Source organism: Pseudomonas sp. MF09150 (genome assembly GCF_059862355.1).
On the sequence record NZ_JCBCUS010000011.1, the window covers coordinates 20,214 to 36,663 of the forward strand.

Annotated in this window: 14 protein-coding genes; 12 read left to right on the forward strand and 2 right to left on the reverse strand. The window is 64.6% G+C overall.

The genetic code is table 11. The annotated features are described in order from the left end of the window. Positions 1 to 10: 10 nt before the first annotated feature. From AC19YX_RS29645 to AC19YX_RS29655, 3 genes are all read left to right on the forward strand, one after another. Positions 11 to 982 carry a hypothetical protein gene (locus tag AC19YX_RS29645; RefSeq protein ID WP_500607672.1) on the forward strand — a complete coding sequence of 324 codons (972 nt, stop codon included), beginning with the start codon at positions 11 to 13 and terminating at the stop codon, positions 980 to 982. Between the two features lie 37 nt (positions 983 to 1,019). Next, the gene (locus AC19YX_RS29650) at positions 1,020 to 1,733 is read left to right on the forward strand and encodes a hypothetical protein (protein WP_078470248.1); all 714 of its coding nucleotides are present in this window, start codon (positions 1,020 to 1,022) and stop codon (positions 1,731 to 1,733) included. Positions 1,734 to 1,800: 67 nt separating this feature from the next. Next, positions 1,801 to 4,167: a tubulin-like doman-containing protein gene (locus AC19YX_RS29655; RefSeq protein ID WP_500607673.1), complete on the forward strand. Its 2,367-nt coding sequence runs from the start codon at positions 1,801 to 1,803 to the stop codon at positions 4,165 to 4,167. On the opposite strand, the gene AC19YX_RS29660 is transcribed toward AC19YX_RS29655, so the two are convergent. Further along, positions 4,164 to 4,565, reverse strand: a complete 402-nt coding sequence (locus AC19YX_RS29660) for a GFA family protein (protein ID WP_500607674.1) — start codon at positions 4,563 to 4,565, stop codon at positions 4,164 to 4,166. The genes AC19YX_RS29655 and AC19YX_RS29660 overlap by 4 nt on opposite strands. A 318-nt stretch (positions 4,566 to 4,883) precedes the next feature. Between AC19YX_RS29660 and AC19YX_RS29665 the strand changes: the two genes are divergently transcribed. From AC19YX_RS29665 to AC19YX_RS29705, 9 genes are all read left to right on the forward strand, one after another. Further along, positions 4,884 to 6,191: a CitMHS family transporter gene (locus AC19YX_RS29665; RefSeq protein WP_020297740.1), complete on the forward strand. Its 1,308-nt coding sequence runs from the start codon at positions 4,884 to 4,886 to the stop codon at positions 6,189 to 6,191. 77 nt (positions 6,192 to 6,268) lie between these two features. Then, a complete protein-coding gene (locus tag AC19YX_RS29670; RefSeq protein WP_078470251.1) occupies positions 6,269 to 7,036 on the forward strand; it encodes a TerC family protein in 768 nt (255 codons plus the stop codon). Positions 7,037 to 7,248: 212 nt separating this feature from the next. Next, positions 7,249 to 8,907, forward strand: coding sequence for a Na/Pi cotransporter family protein (locus AC19YX_RS29675; protein WP_500607675.1), 1,659 nt, complete (start codon positions 7,249 to 7,251; stop codon positions 8,905 to 8,907). A gap of 56 nt (positions 8,908 to 8,963) precedes the next feature. Continuing rightward, positions 8,964 to 10,337 (forward strand): M16 family metallopeptidase, encoded by a 1,374-nt coding sequence (locus AC19YX_RS29680; protein WP_500607676.1) that lies wholly within the window; start codon positions 8,964 to 8,966, stop codon positions 10,335 to 10,337. Between the two features lie 108 nt (positions 10,338 to 10,445). After that, positions 10,446 to 11,489, forward strand: coding sequence for a DUF5924 family protein (locus AC19YX_RS29685; protein WP_078470254.1), 1,044 nt, complete (start codon positions 10,446 to 10,448; stop codon positions 11,487 to 11,489). A gap of 54 nt (positions 11,490 to 11,543) precedes the next feature. Continuing rightward, positions 11,544 to 12,692, forward strand: coding sequence for an ABC transporter permease (locus tag AC19YX_RS29690; protein WP_078470255.1), 1,149 nt, complete (start codon positions 11,544 to 11,546; stop codon positions 12,690 to 12,692). Continuing rightward, positions 12,686 to 13,492, forward strand: coding sequence for an ABC transporter ATP-binding protein (locus tag AC19YX_RS29695; protein WP_178102930.1), 807 nt, complete (start codon positions 12,686 to 12,688; stop codon positions 13,490 to 13,492). Before AC19YX_RS29690 ends, AC19YX_RS29695 begins: the two co-directional genes overlap by 7 nt. Position 13,493: 1 nt before the next feature. Further along, positions 13,494 to 14,432, forward strand: coding sequence for an MlaD family protein (locus AC19YX_RS29700; RefSeq protein WP_020297733.1), 939 nt, complete (start codon positions 13,494 to 13,496; stop codon positions 14,430 to 14,432). Further along, positions 14,429 to 15,058: an ABC-type transport auxiliary lipoprotein family protein gene (locus AC19YX_RS29705; RefSeq protein WP_078470256.1), complete on the forward strand. Its 630-nt coding sequence runs from the start codon at positions 14,429 to 14,431 to the stop codon at positions 15,056 to 15,058. Before AC19YX_RS29700 ends, AC19YX_RS29705 begins: the two co-directional genes overlap by 4 nt. 48 nt (positions 15,059 to 15,106) lie before the next feature. Here the strand turns inward: AC19YX_RS29705 and AC19YX_RS29710 are convergent, their stop codons facing one another. Then, positions 15,107 to 16,336, reverse strand: coding sequence for a nucleoside recognition domain-containing protein (locus AC19YX_RS29710; protein ID WP_020297731.1), 1,230 nt, complete (start codon positions 16,334 to 16,336; stop codon positions 15,107 to 15,109). Positions 16,337 to 16,450 lie beyond the last annotated feature (114 nt).

Here is a 16,450-nt window from a genome sequence, read left to right on the forward strand (position 1 = left end):
CGAGAACCCTATGTCAGCGTCAGTCAAAGCCGCCGAGTTTCCCGCTACCTGCGCCAACAGCGCCTGTGGCCGGACACTCTGCGGGCCGGTGAAACACTGCCCGTACTGTGGCGTCGCCGTGCAACCGCCGATCTCCGCCAAGGCCCCCGTGGCCGTGGCCGCCAAGGAGCCCGCCAGCCCGCCGCCGGTGGTCGAACCCAAGGCCGCCGCGCTGAAGTTCGAGCTGCCGGCTGCCCCTGCGCCAGCCGCGCCGCAGCCCGTGGCACCCGCACCGGCCGCTCCGGCAGCCGCGCCGACCCCACCCGTGGCACCGCCTGCGGATAAACCCAAGGGCCTGCTGAAAAAAATCGTGATCGGTGCGCTGGTCCTGGCACTGCTGGCGTTCTATGGCATGAACCAGCTCGGCTCGCGCAACAGTCAGCGCGACCTGGAGCAAGTGCTGCTCGCTGGTCAGCAATGCCTGCGCCAGAGCGACTACAACTGCGCGCTGGATAAAGCCGAACAGGTCCTGCAGAAAAACAGCAAGGACCCGGCGGCCCTGAGCCTGTTGAATCGGGCCAAAGACGGCTTGAAGCAGGTTCAGCGCGACAAGGACCTGGCGGACCAGGCACGGCAGAAGGAGCAGGACCGCAAGGCTCAGCAAGACGCTGCCGACCAGCGCAAACGCGCCGAAGAGCAGGCCCGGCGCGAGCAGGAAGCCAAGGCCGCGGCGCAGGTCCAGTCGATCCCGGTACCCGCACCGCAGCCCAGCACGCCACCGCATTCCACCACGCGCATCGAGCAGAACAACGGCGCCGCCAGCATGGTCGGCCGCTCGCTGAACGAGGCACGCAAGGCCTTGATCCGTCGCGACTACCAGAGCGCGATCACCGTCGCCCGGTTGGTGCTCAACATGGACCCGGGCAACCGCGAGGCGCAGAACATCATCAACCAGGCCACCCGCCAGCAATCCCAGGCCCTGAACCGGACCACCATCGAATGATGACGCCGGCCTCCCTTCGAACACTTGGAAGTCATCCATGACCCAGCACCCGCGTTCCCCCAATAAGCGTTTGCTTGCCCTGGGCCTCGTATCGATCTTCGGCCTGCAGAGCTGCGCCAACATCGACTCCAAGAGCATGAACCCGACCGGCTGGAGCGGCGGCGACTGGCTCAAGTGCGGCCTGGCCATCGCGGCAGGGGCGGCAGCAGGGGCAGCGGTCAGCGGCAAGAAGGATCGCGGGGTCGGCGTCGTAGCCGGCACGGCCGCAGGTATCGCCGTGTGCTTCGTGATCAACGCCAAGTCGGTGCAGACCCAGTCGCCCCAGGAAGTCGAGGCGCAGTACCGCAAAGGCGGCAAGAAGGCTCCTGCCGAGCCGCAAGTGGTCAGCTACCAGACCAGCATCCAGCCCGGCAGCACCATCAAGCGCGGCCAGCCGATCAAAGTGGTGTCCAACATCGTGGCCATCGATGGCAGCCGCCAGGCCGTCAACGAGATCAAGGAAGAAGTGCGCCTGTATGAGCCGGGCGCCACCACCGCGTTCAAGGAAGGCACCAAGGTCGCCAACGAGAAGCCCGGCAGCGGCGGTTACGAAAACACCTTCACCATCACCCTGGACAACCAGGTGCCGCAAGGCGTGTACCGCGTCGACACCTCGGTGCTGCTCAACGGCAAGCCGGTCAACACCCGCAGCAACAACGTGCAACTGGTGATGATCGACGCCGACACCTATCAGATCGCCTACCTCGACTGAAATGCCTGATGGGGGGCGCCCGTCGGGCGCCCCTGGGCAAACCGCATGGATCGCTGGAGACACACCCATGACCGAATCCGGGTATGAGGTTCGCCCCACGCTTTTTATCGCGCTGGGCAACACCGGCCGCCGGGTCGGCCTGCACCTGCGCAAGCGCCTGCTGGCCACCTCCTGGCGCGAGGGGCAACGCATCGAGCGCCTCGCCGACTTCCCCCTGGCGCGCTTTATTCGGTTCCACCCGAGTGACTTCCAGGTCTGGGAGCGGGGCCTGGAGCCCGCACAGCCCGAAGCCTGTTTTCGGGTCGATGAAATCATCAGTGGCCCGTTCGACCCCGAGGCCGAGCTGGACTCGCCCGACGTCGCCAAATGGTCGCCCCTGACCTCGCAGACCATGAAGCACTGGGGAATCGAGCCGATGAAATACCATCGGCTTCGCGGTTTTTCCCGCCTGTACTGCCTGACCCAGGCCGACCAGATCCGCGCCAGGGTGCGTCAGGCCCTGCACCACCTGCACACCTGCGACCCCACGCAAGACGCCGAGGCCCAGCGCCTTGGCCTCAAGGTAAGCCGGGACTGCGTCAATATCGTGATAACCGCTTCGGCGGCGGGCAGCTACGGTTCGGGGTCGTTTCTGCAGATCGGCGATCTGGTCCGGCAAACACTTGCCGAACAGAACATCCCCGGGCGTGTCGCCTTGCATCTGGTATTGGCCGGCGGGGCGATGCACATCGAACCGGAGCGGGCACAGGCCCACAGCTACGCCGCACTGATGGAGCTGGAAACTCGCGGGCGTGGTTATACGACCGCGCAGGACGACAACCCGGTGGGGCCGTTCGACGACCTCTATGTGTTCGACACCTGCAACCTCGCGCAACGTCGCTGTGAGGAGCCTGAAGACCTGCCGTTGATGCTCGGCGACATGCTGTTCAACGATCTGGCCAATCCGCCGCTGAGCGAAAAAAAATGGATCATGAGCAGCATCCATCGCCAGTACACCATCCGTAGTCATAGAGTGGAACTGCCGGAAGAATTCGAAAATACCCCCGCCCTGCGGAACCCCATGAGCTATTCCAGCCAGGGGCATGCCGAGCTGTACGCGACGTACCGGCCCGACGGCCTGGCCGACCTGCACCTGAGCGGCCACACCCAGCCGCTGCTCAGCGGGTTGATGGCGCCACAGGAGGGCGAAGACCCACTGCTCGCCCTGTTGGCCGGCCTGACTGCGCAAGACCTGCGCCGGGTATTGAGCCTGTGGCTGGAACAGGCCATGCCCTGGGCCAACCTGGAGCTTGAACCCGGCCGCGGAACCAACCCCGACGCTTACCTGTGTCTGCTCAGCGTGCCGCAACCTGCCGAGTTCAGGCGCCTGTACGGTGAGTTGCTGAGTCAATGCCTACCCGCACTGCCAGGCCTGCGCCCGAATGACCTGCAATTCATCGATTGTCAGGTCCCTGGGCGGCTGGTCGCCTCCATGCGCTTGAGCGGCTTTGCCCTGAATGCCTTGCGCGACCTGCCCGTCTACCTGGCCAACTACCGCAAGCAGGCACAGCAGCGTCCCTTGCACGTGAACAAGCACGCCAACTGCCATCCGCTGATCTTCGACCAGGCGCACTACCTGGCCTTGGCGCGCGACCTGCGCCTGTATCTGCAAGCCATTGCCCTGGGCGAATTGACCCGCAACCCGGGGCAGGCCTACGAACTCATCGACGAAGGCGAGGCCTTTGGCATCGGCACCGAGCCGGCCATTCGCCAATACGGGCTGCGGGCCCCTCATCGGCAGCTGCTCTCGACGCGGGTGCAGGCGCGTTTGAGCCAGCCGCGCCCGGCACTGCTTGCCGCGCTGTGCGCGCTGTTCGAGCACTTAAGGCACGACGCTTACAAAAGCCTGAGAGTGGTCGATGAAAAAGGGATAGCCGAGCCGGCGTGCTCATTGCCCAGGGAGCTCAGCGCCATCCTCCGCAGCGAATCCTTCAGGCTCTTGCACGAGCAGGCGCCTGAACACGCCGAAGCCCTGATCGAGCAGGCGCGAAATCACTTGCCGGCGTTCACCCGTTCGATCAGCGGCTCCAAAGGCGATGTCTATGTCTCTGAAGTCGTCCCGCACCACGGCGAGAAACTCCAGCTGCGCCCGGAGTGCTTCGACCCTGGCTGGCTGGAGGCCTTGTTCAACCCAGGCATTCAGGCAGCACAGACCACGGCGCAGCATGCCAGGGACAGTCAGGCGCGCTATCACCTCAACGTTGGCGGCGTCGAATACGGCCCTTACAGCTTTCTTGAGCTGCAACACTACGTCAGCACCGGGCAAATCACGCGCCAGAGCTTGCTGTGGCGTCCGGGCTTGAGCCAGTGGTTTGTCGCCGAGACCCAGGCGGAGCTGGCGGGCCTGTTCACACCGCCTGCGGCGCCCCCCAGCGAGCCGCCGATGCCGGGCTAGAGCTGTTCTTGCGGCTCTTGCGGCAGTTGCTCATCCAGGTGCAGCCAGGGCAGGCGGCTGTCGGTCCAGATATGCCGGTCGGCCGGGGCCTGTTCCGGGTGGTCGAGGGTGGCGATGGTCACGTCGATGCTGCCCGGGCTCAGTTGGGTCTCCAGCGCCAACTGCGCACCGCAGTTGCCACAGAACAGGCGGGTGCAACTGGGGGAGGACTCGTAACGCGCAGGCGTGCCTTGGGTCCATTGGAAGGCCGGGGCGGGCAGGGTGATCCAGGTGGTCACCAGGCCGCCGCTGACCCGGCGGCAGGTCGAGCAATGGCAATGGGCAATATCCCGCAGCGGGCCACTGAATTGATAACGCAGCCGGCCACAATGACAGCCTCCGGTGTGCAATTCGCCCATGTGCCTTTCTCCCTTGCTGTGATGGCGGTCACTGTATGCCGCTCATCGGTTGCTTGAACATCCACCCATTCCTTTCACCGGCGAAAGGTAGCTGAAAGCTTCCCCGATTAGGATCGCCTCCACTTCCGGCAATAGACCGGTTGGCCACAGTGAGCGTTGCGACGCTTCCCGGCCCAATTAACAACAACAATGGTGATTCTGATGTTTGCTCCTACCCGCCTCGCTGCACCTACTCCACCCGTACGCCTCGCGCTTCCCGTTCTGCGCTGACCCCACCGGTTCGCCATTCCCTAGCCGCGCTACGCCTGGAGTATTCCCATGCTGACTTTCCTTGGCTTTGCCATGGTCATCACCTTCATGTTCCTGATCATGACCAAGCGCCTGTCCGCGCTGATTGCCCTGATCATCGTGCCCATCCTCTTCGCCCTGTTCGGCGGCTTTGCGCCGAAGATCGGCCCGATGATGCTCGAAGGCATCACCAAGCTGGCGCCCACCGGCGTGATGCTGATGTTCGCCATCCTGTATTTCGCCCTGATGATCGACTCGGGCCTGTTCGACCCGGCGGTGCGCAAGATCCTCAAACTGGTCAAGGGTGACCCGCTGAAGGTCTCGGTCGGCACGGCGGTGCTGGCCCTGGTGGTGTCCCTGGACGGTGACGGCGCCACCACCTACATGATCTGCGTGGCCGCCATGCTGCCGCTGTACAGCCGCATCGGCATGAGCCCGCGGATCATGGCCGGCCTGATCATCCTCGCCGGCGGGGTGATGAACATGACCCCCTGGGGCGGCCCCACCGCACGCGCCGCCAGTGCGCTGCACGTGGACCCTTCGGACATTTTCGTACCCATGATCCCGGCCATGCTGGCGGGCGTGGTGGCGATCCTGGCGATTGCCTATATGTACGGCAAGCGCGAGCGGGCGCGCCTGGGTGAACTGCACCTGGTGGGCGACGAGATCGACCACAGCGAAATCAGCGTCTCGCAATTCCCTGATGCCCGCCGTCCGAAGCTGATCTGGTTCAACGGCGCGCTGACCCTGGCCCTGATGTGCACCTTGATCGCCGGCTTGCTGCCGCTGCCGGTGCTGTTCATGGTGGCCTTCAGTATCGCGATGATCGTCAACTACCCGTGCCTGCAACAGCAGAAGGACCGCGTCGCCGCCCACGCCGGCAGCGTACTGGCGGTGGTCGGGCTGATCTTCGCCGCCGGTATCTTCACCGGGATCCTGTCCGGCACCGGCATGGTCGACGCCATGTCCAAGAGCCTGCTGGCGGTCATCCCCGACGCACTGGGGCCGTACCTGGCGGTGATTACCGCGCTGGTGAGCATGCCGTTCACCTTCTTCATGTCCAACGATGCCTTCTATTACGGCGTGTTGCCGGTACTGGCCGAGGCGGCCAGCCACTACGGCATCACCGCGGTGGAGATGGCCCGTGCCTCGATCGTCGGCCAACCCGTGCATTTGCTGAGCCCGCTGGTACCCTCGACCTACTTGCTGGTGGCCCTGGCCGGGATCGAGTTCGGCGATCACCAGCGCTTCACCCTCAAGTGGGCAGTACTGGTCTGCCTGTGCATAATGTTCGCAGCCTTGCTGATGGGGATCTTTCCACTGTTCAGCACTCTATAACTGCAATGACTCTTCGCCCGGGCCGGTTGGCTGATCAACCGCCCCGGGCGATCTAACACTCGCTCAAAGGAATACACATGGAATGGCTGACCAACCCGGAAATCTGGGTTGCCTTCTTTACCCTGACCGCCCTGGAAATCGTCCTGGGCATCGATAACATCATCATGATTTCGATCCTGGTCAGCCGCATGCCCAAGCATATGCAGGCCCGGACCCGGCTGTTCGGCCTGGCGCTGGCCATGGTCACGCGCATCCTGCTGCTGTTGTCGATCACCTGGGTCATGCGCCTGACCGCCGACCTGTTCGTGGTCTTCGGCCAGGGTATTTCCGGGCGTGACCTGATCCTGTTCTTCGGCGGCCTGTTCCTGCTCTGGAAAAGCTCCCAGGAGATGTACCACGCCCTGGAAGGCGAGGACGAGACGGCGGACGAACCCACCGGCAAGGGCGGCAACTTCCTCTACACCATCATCCAGATCGCGATCATCGACATCGTGTTCTCCCTGGACTCGGTGATCACCGCCGTCGGCATGGTGTCCCATGTGCCGGTGATGGTCGCGGCGATCGTGGTCGCGGTGCTGGTGATGATGCTCGCCGCAGGCACCATCAGCGACTTCATCGACAAGCACCCGTCGCTGAAGATGCTGGCGCTGTCGTTCCTGCTGGTGGTGGGTACCGTGCTGATCGCCGAAGCCTTCGAAGTGCACGTGCCAAAAGGCTACGTCTACTTCGCCATGGCGTTCTCCCTGGCGGTGGAAGCGGTCAACATCAAGATGCGCACCGCCATCGCGAAAAAGAAAAAACAGAGCGATCCAGTGAAACTGCGCAAGGATATTCCGGGTCAATAACCCGAGCGCGGACTGAAATAAAGGGGCTCACGGGCCCCTTTTTCACGTCTGCAGAAAGCTGTTTTCATGACAGTTTTATTTCAATGCGCACTTTAGCTATGCGATGCTGGCGCCCAGACCGTTAGCCAACTACAGCTTAAGTACAGAACGTAGATCGTCGCGCGGCACCGTCAACTTGCCCCTTTGGGGCGATTCACCCCAGGGGACCCTTTATGCTGACCCTGCTCAATCTGCTGTCCGCCGTGACCCTGTTGATCTGGGGCACGCATATCGTGCGTACCGGGATCCTGCGGGTCTATGGCTCGAACCTGCGTCACGTCATCGGCCAGAACATGGCCAGCCGCCCGCTGGCCTTTGTCGCCGGGATCCTGGTCACCGCCATGGTCCAGAGCAGCAACGCCACGGCGATGCTGGTCACCTCGTTCGTAGGCCAGGGCCTGATGGCGCTGACCCCGGCCCTGGCGACCATGCTCGGGGCCGACGTCGGCACCGCGCTGATGGCACGGGTGCTGACCTTTGATTTGTCGTGGCTGTCGCCGCTGCTGATCTTCCTCGGGGTCATCTTCTTCCTCTCGCGCAAACAGACCCGTGCCGGCCAGTTGGGTCGGGTCGGTATCGGCCTGGGCCTGATCATTCTGGCGTTGCAGCTGATTGTCGAAGCCGCCGCGCCGATCACCCATGCCCAGGGCGTGAAGGTCCTGTTCGCCTCCCTGACCGGCGACTTCCTGCTCGACGCCCTGATGGGCGCGGTGTTCGCCATGGTGTCCTATTCCAGTCTGGCGGCCGTGCTGCTGACCGCGACCCTGGCCGGCGCCGGCGTGATCAGCCTGCCGGTGGCCATCGGCCTGGTGATCGGCGCCAACATCGGCAGCGGCGTGCTGGCCTTCCTCAGTACCAGCATGCAGAACGCCGCCGGGCGCCAGGTGGCCCTGGGCAGCCTGTTGTACAAATTGTTCGGCCTGCTGTTGATCATCCCGGTGCTCGACCCCCTGGCGCACTGGATGGACAGCCTGGATTTCAGCCCGCAAGAGGTGGTGATCGGCTTCCACCTGCTCTACAACACCTTGCGCTGCCTGCTGCTCCTGCCCACGGTCGGGCCTATGGCCAAGCTCTGCGCCTGGCTGTTGCCCGAGCGCCCGCAAGACAGCGGCCGGGCCAAACCGCGACACCTGGACCCCACGGCCCTGGTCACCCCGAGCCTGGCCCTGGCCAACGCGGCGCGGGAAACCCTGCGCCTGGGCGACCTGATCGACAACATGCTCGAAGCCATGCTCGACGTGCTGCGCGGCAAACAGACCGCCGTCACCCAGGAAATGCGCAGCCTGAGCGACGATGTCGAAGCGCTCTATAGCGCAATCAAACTCTACCTGGCGCAAATGCCCCGGGAAGACCTCAGCGACCAGGACAGCCGGCGCTGGGCCGAGATCATCGAGCTGGCAATCAACCTCAAGCTTGCCGGCGACCTGATCGAACGCATGCTGCGCAAGGTGCAGCAGCAGAAAACCTCGCAACGCCGCCAGTTCTCCGAAGTCGGCCTGGAAGAGCTGGCCGGGTTGCACGCCCAATTGATCGCCAACCTGCGCCTGGGGCTGTCGGTCTTTCTCAGTGCCGATCCGGAAAGCGCGCGCCAGCTGCTGCGCGAGAAGCGTCGCTTCCGCGCACAGGAACGACGCCTGGCGCACGCCCACGTCAGCCGCCTTCAACGTAAAATCGTCCAGAGCATCGAGACCAGTTCGCTGCACCTAGAGCTGATCGCCGACATGAAGCGCTTGAACTCGCTGTTCTGCAGCAGCGCCTATGTGGTCCTGGAAACCTCCGAAACCGGTGCCCTGGCGGCGGAAGATCTCGCTGACATCACCCATTCACCCTGAACGTCCATGGTTGACTGAAGTCTGTAGAACTTACGCACGCCGTAAGGAAGCTCGCTATGCGTTGTCTGTTGTTCGCCTGTCTGTTGTTGAGTTGCGCTCATGTGTCGGCCCTGGACCGCTTTCAGGTCGAGGGCTACATGCTGCCCAACGGCCTGCAGCTGTTGCTCAAGCCCGGGACCGAGCGCGGCCATGTGGCCATCCGCCTGGTGGTCGGGGTCGGCCTGGATGACTTCGACTGTGCCGACAAGGAGCTGCCGCACCTGCTGGAACACCTGCTGTTCAGCGGTATCGATGGCAGCGGCGAAGGCGGCCTGGAAGAACGCATGCAGGCCTTGGGCGGGGAGTGGAATGCCTTCACCAGCAATGCCGACACCACCTTCGTCATCGAGGCCCCGGCCAAAAACCAGCGCAAGGTCCTCGACCTGCTGCTGGCCCTGCTGACCCGCACCCAGATCGACGACAACGCCATCACCGCCGCGAAACAGGTGGTGGAGCGCGAGGACGGCGGCCATTACTCGCACCTGCAGCGCTGGCTCGATCGTCAGGACCTGGGCCACAAGGCCGGCAATCAACTGGCGGTGGAACTGGGCCTGAAATGCGCCGAGCGCGCCGAAGTCGAACACCTCACGGCCGAGCAGCTGGATCAGGTGCGCAAGCACTGGTATGCCCCGAACAACATGACCCTGATCATCGTCGGCGACCTCGACCGCCTGCTCCCGGCCTACCTGGAGCGCACTTACGGCCAGCTCGAACCGGTGGAGCCCAGCGAACACCTGGCGCTGCCGGATATCCAGCAGCCGGCAGCGGCCGAGCGCAGCCTGATCAAGGGCTGGGTCGGCAACGGCGCAACCTTGCACTGGCTGTTTGCCGAGCCGGTGCTGGACGACGAGCACGACGCCACCTTCGACCTGCTCAAGGAGTACCTGGACTGGGCGCTCTACAGCCGGCTGCGGCTCGACCACGAATTGTCATACGGCCCCTGGAGCGACCGCGAGGTGTTCGGCGGTCAGGGCTTCCTCAGCCTCAACGCCGACCTGGCGCGCGATGACCTGGAGCAGGCGCAGCAAGTGATTCGCGAGCTCAAGGCGCAGTTGCTCAAGGACGGACTGGATGCCGCCACTTTCGAGCGCCTCAAGCAGGCCGCCATTGCCCGCCAGGCCTGGGCCGTGCAGGGCAACAGTGCCCTGGCCGACTACTACTGGAGCGCCCTGGGCGATTACGCCGATGGCCGTTTCAACGACCCGGCCAAGCGCCTGAGGGCCGTGAGCCTGGAGCAGACCAACCAGGCCATGCGCCAATTGCTGGCGGAGCCGGGCTACCTGCGCATCGAAAAACCGCTGCTCAGTGACGAGCAGGTGGTGTGGCTGCTGTGCGGGCTGCTGGCGCTGGTGCTCTTGATCGCCCTGGGCTGGCGCCTGCGGCGACGATGAAGCGGGGTCGCAGGCGCACGCGGTTTAATTGCCCGGGCGCCTCGCCACACCTGCGCGGCGACGCTATCCTGTCGCCGATTTTCCCCGCCATGACTGTGAACCCGCCCAATGCCTAACTGGACTCACCATATACAGCGCATCCTCGAACTGATGAAGCGCTACCCAGGGGTGATCGCCCTCGGCGGGTTCATTTCCGGGGTCGGCAGTTTCATCCTGGTGGACCGCCAGCAAGGCCTGGCCACCTGGATCGCGGTGATCATGCTGGTGAGCTGGGTCTGGCTGATGCTGGAAAACACCCTGACCCAACTCTTCACCCGGGTCTTCAAGCGCGAAATTCCCCAGCCGCTGTTGCGCTACGCGACGCAGATGATCCACCAGGAAAGCCTGTTCTTCGTCCTGCCGTTCTTCTTTATCACCACCGCCTGGAACAGCGGCCAACTGGCCTTTACCGGGCTGCTGGGGGCCGCGGCGCTGGTCTCGATCACCGACCCGCTGTACTACAAGTGGCTGGCACCGCGGCGCTGGCTGTTCCTGGCGCTGCACACCCTGACCCTGTTCGCGGTGCTGCTCACGGCGCTGCCGATCATCCTGCACCTGACCACCTCGCAGAGCTTCAAGCTGGCGCTGGGTATCGCCATGCTGCTGTCGTTTCCGAGCCTGGCCTCGATCTTCCCGATCCGCAGCCTGCGCAGCGGCCTGGCGGTGTTGAGCATCACCCTGGCGATTGGCGGCACCGGCTGGCTGCTGCGTTCCTGGGTGCCGCCGGCGACCCTGTGGATCACCGAAGAGGCCATCAGCACCCAGTTGCAGGACCGCACGCCCGGCGACAGCCTGGAAGACATCAGCGTCGCCCAGGTGCGCAGCAACGGCCTGTACGCCTACACCGCGATCAACGCCCCGCGCGGGCTCGACGAGCGGATTTATCACGTCTGGCAATTCAATGGCAAAGAGCTCGACCGCATTGCCCTGGATATCCATGGCGGGCGCAAGGAGGGATACCGCGCCTGGAGCCACAAGCAGAATTTCCCCGGCGACCCGGTGGGCCGCTGGCAGGTCAGGGTCCTGACCGAGGACGGGCAGGTGATCGGTGTGCTGCGCTTCAATGTCACCGGCACAGATCAAGCCGCCCCGGCTCAGGGCGAGGCAAAATAACCGGGATCGTGCTATTACGTAGCACTGCGTAATAGCCAGACAAGCACGGAGCTTATGACCAGCAGCGCAACGGCCGGCAGTGCCCAACTCGATACTTCCCAGACCCCGCCCCAGCTGCGCATCAGCGGGGACTGGACGCTTGCCCACTACACCGCACTCAAGCACCTCACCCAGCAGCTGGCCAGCCAGTACGACGCCAACACCCCTGTCGACCTCAACGCCCTGGGCGCCCTGGACACCGCCGGCGCTTCGCTGCTGGTGGAGCTGCTGGGGGCCGAGCGCCTGGGGCATAGCGCCGAGCACCAGGATTGCACCCTGTCGACCGCCGACCGCGCGCTGCTGCGCACCGTCTACTGCTCCCTGAGCGACTTCTGCATCCCGGTCAAGGAGCCGGAAGTCTCGGTCGGCATCCAACTGCTGTCGCGCATCGGCCGGGCGGTGGATGCGATCTGGCAGGACACCCTGCAACTGCTGGGCTTTGTCGGGCTGATTCTGGAAACCATCACCCGTGGCCTGCTGCGCCCCAAGCGCTGGCGCATCACGCCGATGGTGGCCCATATCGAACAGACCGGCCTCGACGCAGCGCCCATCGTGGCCCTGCTGACCTTTCTGGTGGGCGCAGTGGTGGCGTTCCTCGGGGCCACGGTGCTCGCCAGTTTCGGCGCCAGCATCTTTACCGTGGACCTGGTGGCGTTCTCCTTCCTGCGGGAATTCGGCGTGCTGCTGACCGCGATCCTGATGGCCGGGCGCACGGCCAGTGCCTTTACCGCGCAGATCGGCTCGATGAAGGCCAACGAGGAAATCGACGCGATCCGCACCCTCGGTCTCGACCCCATGGAGCTGCTGGTGGTGCCCAGGGTCCTGGCGCTGCTGGTGGCCCTGCCGATGCTGACGTTCCTGGCGATGCTTTCCGGGATCATCGGTGGCGGGGTGGTTTGTGCTTTGTCGTTGGGGATTTCGCCGGCGATGTTCCTGTCCCTGCTGCAAACCGATATCGGCGTACAACACTTCCTGGTGGGCATGGTCAAGGCGCCGATCTTCGCCTTCCTGATCGCTGCGATCGGCTGCCTGGAAGGCTTCAAGGTCAGCGGCAGTGCCGAATCGGTGGGCGCCCACACCACGTCCAGCGTGGTGCAGTCGATTTTCGTGGTGATTGTGCTGGACGCCGTGGCCGCGCTGTTTTTCATGGAGATGGGATGGTGAGTCGTCTACCTCGCGCCCCCGCCGAGGCGGTGATTGAAGTCCGTGGGCTGTGCAACCGCTTCGGCAAGCAGAGCGTGCACGAGAACCTCGACCTGGACCTGTACAAGGGCGAGATCCTCGCCGTGGTCGGTGGGTCGGGCAGCGGCAAGTCGGTGCTGCTGCGTAGCATCATCGGCCTGCGCCAGCCCAGCGAAGGTTCGGTGCGGGTCTTTGGGCAGAACCTGCCCAGCCTCTCCGAGCATGAACGCTCGATGGTCGAGCGACGTTTCGGCGTGCTGTTTCAGAAAGGCGCGCTGTTTTCATCGCTGACCGTCACCGAGAACGTCGCCTTGCCGCTGATCGAACACGCCGGCCTGAGCCGCGCCGACGCCGAACACCTGGCTGCGGTCAAGCTGGCCCTGGCCGGGCTGCCGCTGTCGGCTGCCGACAAATACCCGGCCTCGCTGTCGGGCGGCATGATCAAGCGCGCGGCACTGGCCCGGGCACTGGCCCTGGACCCGGACATCCTGTTTCTCGACGAACCCACCGCCGGCCTCGACCCGATCGGCGCCGCGGCGTTCGACCAACTGATCCTGACCCTGCGCGATGCCCTGGGCCTGAGTGTGTTCCTGGTCACCCACGACCTGGACACGCTGTACACCATCACCGACCGGGTGGCGGTGCTGGCGCAGAAGAAGGTGCTGGTGGCGGACGCCATCGACAAGGTCGCCGAGACCGACGACGCGTGGATACACGAATACTTCCATGGCCCTCGCGGCCGCGCGGCGCTTCTGGCCGCTACACAGCTCAACGAGGTATGACATGGAAACCCGAGCCCATCACGTATTGATCGGCCTGTTCACCGTGCTAGTGGTGGTCGGCGCCCTGCTGTTTGGCCTGTGGCTGGCCAAGTCCAGCGTGGACAAGGAGTTCAAGGACTACGAGATCGTCTTCAACGAGGCGGTCAGCGGCCTGTCCAAAGGCAGCGCGGTGCAATACAGCGGAATCAAGGTCGGCGACGTGGTCAGCCTGCGCCTGGACCCGAAAGACCCGCGCCGGGTCCTGGCGCGGATCCGCCTGAGCGGCGAAACCCCAATCAAGGAAGACACCCAGGCCAAGCTGGCCCTGACCGGGATCACCGGCACCTCCATCATCCAGCTCAGTGGCGGCACCCCGCAAAGCGAGCCGCTGCGGGGCAAGGACGGCAAGCTGCCGATCATTGTCGCCTCGCCATCTCCCATCGCCCGCCTGCTGAACAACAGCAATGACCTGATGACCAGCATCAACCTGCTGCTGCACAACGCCAACCGCATGTTCTCCCGGGAGAACGTCGAACACATCAACAACACCCTGGCCAATCTCGAACAGACCACCAGTGCCATTGCCGAGCAACGGGGCGACCTGCGCCTGGCCATGCAGCAGGTGGCCAACCTCGGCAAGCAGGCCAGCGGCACCCTGGAGCAGACCACCGCGCTGATGCGCACCGCCAACGGCCTGCTCAACGACCAGGGCAAGCAGATGTTCGGCAGCGCCGAGCAGGCCATGCGCTCACTGGAACAAAGCAGCGCCACCATCAACAGCTTGCTGAGCAACAACAAAGACTCGCTGAACAACGGCATCCAGGGCCTCAACGGCCTGGCGCCGGCGGTGCGGGAACTGCGCGATACCCTGAGTTCGCTGCGGGCCATCACCCGCCGCCTGGAAGCCAATCCCGGCGGCTACCTCCTGGGTAACGACACGAACAAGGAATTTACGCCATGACGCCTATTTGCCGAGCCTTTGGCCACCTCGCCCTGATCGGCGGTTTTGCCCTGAGCAGCGCCTGCTCGATCCTGCCCAAGGGCGAGCCGGTGGATGTCTATCGGCTGCCAGTGGCCCAGACCGCAGCGAAGGGCACAGGGCAGGTCCAGCACTGGTCGCTGCGGGTGGCCAAGCCGGTGGCGGGGGATGCACTGAACAATGCGCGCATCGCCGTGTTGCCCGAGGGCAACCTGATCAGCAGCTACAAGAACTCGCGCTGGAGCGATCCGGCGCCGATCCTGCTGCGCAATCGCCTGCTCGACGGCTTTCAGCGCGACGGTCGGGTGCCGTTGCTGAGCACCGACGACAGCAACCTGCAGGCGGACTTCGAACTGGGCGGCGAATTGCAGGCGTTCCAGAGCCAGTACCAGGGCAGCGCGGTGGAGGTGGTGATTGGGCTGGATGCGCGGCTGGTGCGCGGTTACGACCAGAAGATCCTCGCCAGCAAACGCTTTGAAGTGCGTCAGCCGTTGAACGACCCGAAAGTCCCGGCGGTGGTGGCAGGCTTTGGCCAGGCCGGGGATACCCTCAGCCGCCAGGTGGTGGACTGGGCCGTGGCCCAGGGCAGCGCCCTGTACAAACCCTAGTCTGATGACGCTGCAGGGGCGTTCACCCTTGCAGCGTCTTGCCCGGACTCAGCCAAAGAACCAGTAGCACACCCCGATGGCCGCCACGACCCCGGCAAACTCTGCCAGCAGGGCACAGCCCACGGCGTGCCGCGCACGCTGGATACCCACCGCGCCGAAATACACCGCCAGCACGTAGAAGGTGGTCTCGGTGCTGCCCTGGATAGTCGCCGCCACCAGGGCCGGGAAGCTGTCCACGCCCTGGGTCTGCATGGTTTCGATCAGCATCGCCCGTGCCGCACTGCCGGAGAACGGCTTGACCATGGCAGTCGGCAGGGCGTCGACGAAACGCGTGTCCCAACCTGCCCATTCCACCAGGTAGCGAATGCCGTCCAGGCCGAAGTCCAGGGCCCCGGAAGCCCGCAGCACACCCACCGCACACAGCATCGCCACCAGGTACGGCAGCAGGTTCTTGGCGACGTCGAAGCCTTCTTTGGCGCCCTCGACGAAGGCCTCGTAGACCTTGACCTTGCGCAGCGCGCCAATCACCAGGAACAGCATGATCAAGCCGAACAGGGTGAGGTTGCCGAGGATCGACGACAGGCTGGCCAGGGCGGTGGCCGAAAGGGTCGCCAGCAGGGCCATGAAGCCGCCCAGGACCAAGGCGCCGGGAATCAGGTACGCCAGCACCACCGGGTCCCACAGACGCAGGCGCTGCATCACGGCCACCGAGAGCAGCCCGACCAGGGTCGACGCGCTGGTCGCCAGGAGGATCGGGAGGAACACCAGGGTCGGATCGGCGGCGCCTTGCTGGGCGCGGTACATGAAGATGGTCACCGGCAGCAGGGTCAGGGAGGAGGCGTTGAGCACCAGAAACAGGATCTGCGCGTTACTGGCCACGGTCTGGCTGGGGTTGAGCTCCTGCAGCGCACGCATGGCCTTGAGCCCGATGGGGGTGGCCGCGTTGTCCAGGCCCAGGCCGTTGGCGGCGAAGTTGAGGGTGATCAGGCCGATGGCCGGGTGGCCGGCGGGCACCTCCGGCATCAAGCGGCGGAACAGCGGGCCCAGGACCTTGGCCAGCCAGTCGACGATCCCGGCTTTTTCGGCGATGCGCAGAAAACCCAGCCACAGGGTCAGGGTGCCGAACAGCAGCACCATCACTTCCACCGACAACTTGGCCATGGCGAAGATGCTTTCCACCATCGCCGCAAAGATCCCGGCGTTGCCGCCGATCAGCCACTGCGCCAGTGCCGAAACGGCCGCGACGATGAAAAAGCCAAGCCACAGGCCATTGAGCATCAGTTAATCCCCCGGAAGATGCGGCGAATGATAGCGGGGCGGGCAGAAACGACAAACCCCGGATTGACCGGGGTTTGTCGAACAACGCAGTGGCCGGGCTGAAGCAGCGCGCCG

Coding starts and splice junctions, on each gene's coding strand:
- AC19YX_RS29645 (WP_500607672.1), top strand. CDS start 11: ATGTCAGCGTCAGTCAAAGCCGCCGAGTTTCCCGCTACCTGCGCCAAC.
- AC19YX_RS29650 (WP_078470248.1), top strand. CDS start 1,020: ATGACCCAGCACCCGCGTTCCCCCAATAAGCGTTTGCTTGCCCTGGGC.
- AC19YX_RS29655 (WP_500607673.1), top strand. CDS start 1,801: ATGACCGAATCCGGGTATGAGGTTCGCCCCACGCTTTTTATCGCGCTG.
- AC19YX_RS29660 (WP_500607674.1), bottom strand. CDS start 4,565: ATGGGCGAATTGCACACCGGAGGCTGTCATTGTGGCCGGCTGCGTTAT.
- AC19YX_RS29665 (WP_020297740.1), top strand. CDS start 4,884: ATGCTGACTTTCCTTGGCTTTGCCATGGTCATCACCTTCATGTTCCTG.
- AC19YX_RS29670 (WP_078470251.1), top strand. CDS start 6,269: ATGGAATGGCTGACCAACCCGGAAATCTGGGTTGCCTTCTTTACCCTG.
- AC19YX_RS29675 (WP_500607675.1), top strand. CDS start 7,249: ATGCTGACCCTGCTCAATCTGCTGTCCGCCGTGACCCTGTTGATCTGG.
- AC19YX_RS29680 (WP_500607676.1), top strand. CDS start 8,964: ATGCGTTGTCTGTTGTTCGCCTGTCTGTTGTTGAGTTGCGCTCATGTG.
- AC19YX_RS29685 (WP_078470254.1), top strand. CDS start 10,446: ATGCCTAACTGGACTCACCATATACAGCGCATCCTCGAACTGATGAAG.
- AC19YX_RS29690 (WP_078470255.1), top strand. CDS start 11,544: ATGACCAGCAGCGCAACGGCCGGCAGTGCCCAACTCGATACTTCCCAG.
- AC19YX_RS29695 (WP_178102930.1), top strand. CDS start 12,686: ATGGTGAGTCGTCTACCTCGCGCCCCCGCCGAGGCGGTGATTGAAGTC.
- AC19YX_RS29700 (WP_020297733.1), top strand. CDS start 13,494: ATGGAAACCCGAGCCCATCACGTATTGATCGGCCTGTTCACCGTGCTA.
- AC19YX_RS29705 (WP_078470256.1), top strand. CDS start 14,429: ATGACGCCTATTTGCCGAGCCTTTGGCCACCTCGCCCTGATCGGCGGT.
- AC19YX_RS29710 (WP_020297731.1), bottom strand. CDS start 16,336: ATGCTCAATGGCCTGTGGCTTGGCTTTTTCATCGTCGCGGCCGTTTCG.